At 42.2% G+C, this 3068-nt stretch carries 3 protein-coding genes and 1 pseudogene; 3 read left to right on the forward strand and 1 reads right to left on the reverse strand.

Annotation, left to right across the window (positions count from 1 at the left end):
- Both HJG39_RS18955 and HJG39_RS18960 read left to right on the forward strand, forming a co-directional pair.
- On the forward strand, positions 1-744 hold a 744-nt coding region (locus HJG39_RS18955), incomplete at its 5' end, for a hypothetical protein (RefSeq protein ID WP_268411948.1).
- A 73-nt stretch (positions 745-817) separates the two neighbouring features.
- Positions 818-1468, forward strand: coding sequence for a hypothetical protein (locus tag HJG39_RS18960; RefSeq protein WP_268411951.1), 651 nt, complete (start codon positions 818-820; stop codon positions 1466-1468).
- Between the two features lie 287 nt (positions 1469-1755).
- On the opposite strand, the gene HJG39_RS19485 is transcribed toward HJG39_RS18960, so the two are convergent.
- The gene (locus tag HJG39_RS19485) at positions 1756-1986 is read right to left on the reverse strand and encodes an integrase core domain-containing protein (RefSeq protein WP_442781051.1); all 231 of its coding nucleotides are present in this window, start codon (positions 1984-1986) and stop codon (positions 1756-1758) included.
- Here HJG39_RS19485 and HJG39_RS18965 point away from each other — a divergent pair.
- Positions 1939-3068, forward strand: a pseudogene (locus HJG39_RS18965) (hypothetical protein); the annotation flags it as partial. The gene HJG39_RS19485 and the pseudogene HJG39_RS18965 overlap by 48 nt on opposite strands.

Genomic DNA, 3068 nt, shown 5'->3' on the forward strand with positions numbered 1-3068 from the left:
TGTGCGCTTAGTGGTTGTGGCTCTGACTCTAGGATTAAGTCTGCAAAAAATCAACAAGCTGAAACAGCGGTTGCTGCTAATAATGCGAGCAATGCCGTTGCAGCGGCAGCGCATAACAAAGTGCATGGCGCATCGCAAAAAGGCAATGGTGCGAAAGACAGCGGTAAGACAACGGTTACTGCGGATAAACAGCAGAATAATGTTGATATTTTGAATCAGGGAGAAAATAATTCTGGGGAAGGGGGAAATGTTAGTGATAACAATCAAAGTAAGAAAAAAAATCCTGAGCCGGATCCTGCAACCATTAAAGATATCGTGTCACCAAATCAAGCGTGGTTAAATGATGGCGTGGTATCTTCTAATGAGAACTCTGTCAGAATATCACTGAGTGCTTTTAATGATGGAATAGAGCACAGTGCGTTTGATAATGCCATAGATCAAATAGATAGACTCTGGGATGGTAGTGGTAGCAGTAAGAAATTAATAGTGGATATTAGAATCGTAGCAGAAAAATCTAAAGCAAATTTGATATTTACTAGCTGCGCTGAATATGGATTTTGTAATACTAGCAGCGGTAAGGTTTCTGCTTATGTAACAATAGGCGGTGATAGGCAGCATGTAATTAATTGGTCACCTAGGGCGTCATTATCATTGGATTATGCCGGCGATAGGTATTTAACGCCTACTCATGAGTTTGGTCATGCTTTAGGGTTGTGGCATCAAAAAATAAGACTAATGCCATAATGAGTTATTCTGATGACCGCTCAATTAGGGAGGTGGATTATGATAGGGTTATCAAAGCTTATGGAGTTCAAAGATGATTTTACGTATTGTGGCTTTATTGTGTATTTTTAATGCTCATGCTTCTAATGTGATTCCTAAATTTAAACCGATGTTAGAAGATGAGTTGAACACTCTATCTGAGGTTGTACTGAAAAACCCTTCTAAGGTTGCTGCTATGTCGGGTGAAAAGCACTACATGGATGATGTAGTGCTTTCCTACGACGCTAACTTTATAATGGAACCAGGGCAGCTTTACGATGATGGTAGAACTCAATTTTGCACCTATAATGTGATTGAAGTTTTTAAAACTAATATGCAAGCTGATTCATTGTTTTTTACGATTAATGCTAAGGCTAGAAAAGCAATTGCAACTAATAGTAAGTTAAATGGTTGCTTAAATTACTCTGGAGAGGAGTTATTTTTCACGTCACCAACAGTAAAAGATGCAGTGGCAGCTGAGGCATTTCGAGCTCTGCTATTTCCGAATTCAAATCAATACTCATTTATCGCCAGAATAGAATATGCAGATTTATTGAAAGATAACGATTTGAAGATAACATCAATGGAAAGTGGTGGGGATGATGTATTAGTGCATTTTACTAAGTTAAATACAGATTTAGCTCATAAAGTAAGAATAAACATTGATACTAAAGTGATAGAGCATTTAGGGGTGGTGCTTCCATAGAGAAGTCTGTGTTGTTGTCCCGTCCAAACGTCCAAACGTCCACTAGATAACGGGTAATATTTCTCAAGGTTGGTTTTTAGGTTTTTGCTTAAAAATCAACCTGTCATTTTTTAAATTCCTACCAACATTTTCAAAATCACTTCTGAATTTTCAAATCTCGCTTTCATTTCAGAACAAAAAATAATCAAGAAATTCATTTGAAGCATGACTGTCCCGTGGACGTTGACTTATCCACTTACGTTATTTTTCAACTTCATCCTGAGTGGCGATATACCGACGTCAGTTCGTCAATAAATCAATTCCACGCCCGTTAATAATCCGCCCCACTTTTCAAAGTGCTTTGTGCATTTGTAGCCGGTTTTGAACACGTCCACTTGTTGCCAAACTTCCATTGGTGTACGCCCGTCCAAATGGCTATGAGGCCGAACTACGTTGTACCAATAAATGTAATCGGGCAGCAGGTGTTCTAAATGCTGTTGGCTTTGAATTGCAAGTTTGTTAATCCGATTTTTAAAGATGCCAACAACAAGGCCATCCGTTACGACATGGACTTATTAGGCAGCGTGACCTCACGCATTGCCGATGGTCCATCAAGCAGCAAAACCATCGCCAGCTTCAACTGGGATACCCAAAAAGATGGCTTGCTGGGCAGTCAGTCTCAAGGTGGCAGTAGCCAAAACTACCAATACGATAGCGCTGCGCGCATTACCCAAAGCGATGTCACTATTGATGGCAGCACCTATCGCACCACCACCGAATATGACCGCTATTATGGTCGCATGAAAGCCATGCAGTATCCGGGCAGAAGCACAAGCACTGATGGCATCAAAATAAAATACGAGTACAACGCCCAAGGCTACCTCACCCATGAGAAAAACGCCCAAAGCGACTTTGTGTACCGACAGGTGACCCAACAAGATGCCTTTGGCAACATTCAAGAGGCAAGCTTAAACGGCAACACACTAAACGGGGAATACCTGTATCACGGCGTCACCGGGCAAATGCTCTCAAGCCAAGTGAAAATAGGCTCGCTCTCGCCACTGCATCACTTGGCCTACAACGCAGTGAATGCCTATGACAGCTTCGGCAACTTAAAAGTGCAGTCCAACGAAGTGACCAACGCCCAAGATAGCTTCACCTATGATGCGCTGCACCGCTTAACTCGCTCGGGCATTAGCGTAAACGGGCAAACGGCGAGTATTTACTACGGCTATGACGCCGTAGGTAACCTCACCAAAAAATCGGATTACTCACAAAATAGCAACAATGCCTACAGCTACACCGCTGGCACCAATAAAATCAGCAGCATCCGCTTAAAAGATGACAGCACCGTGAGCTTTGGTTACGACAACAAAGGCAACCAGACCCACAGAAACGGCACACAAGAAGTCACTTACGATGTGTTTAACAAGCCGCTTAGCATTAAGAAAAAAGGCATCAACAAAAACGACAGCGACATCACGCTGGCCTATGGCGCAGACTTAGCCCGTTACAAACAAATCCGAGTCGTTCAGGAAGAAGGACAGGAAAAAACTATCACCACCCACTACATCGGCAAACATTATGAAGTGGAAATCGACGAAAGTGGCAATCGTGAGCG

It is taken from the genome of Alteromonas sp. a30 (assembly GCF_026788005.1).
GTDB lineage: Bacteria > Pseudomonadota > Gammaproteobacteria > Enterobacterales > Alteromonadaceae > Paraneptunicella.

What these genes read in the sequence shown, in the direction of transcription:
- HJG39_RS18960 (WP_268411951.1), top strand. Translation starts at nt 818, where the DNA reads ATGATTTTACGTATTGTGGCTTTATTGTGTATTTTTAATGCTCATGCT.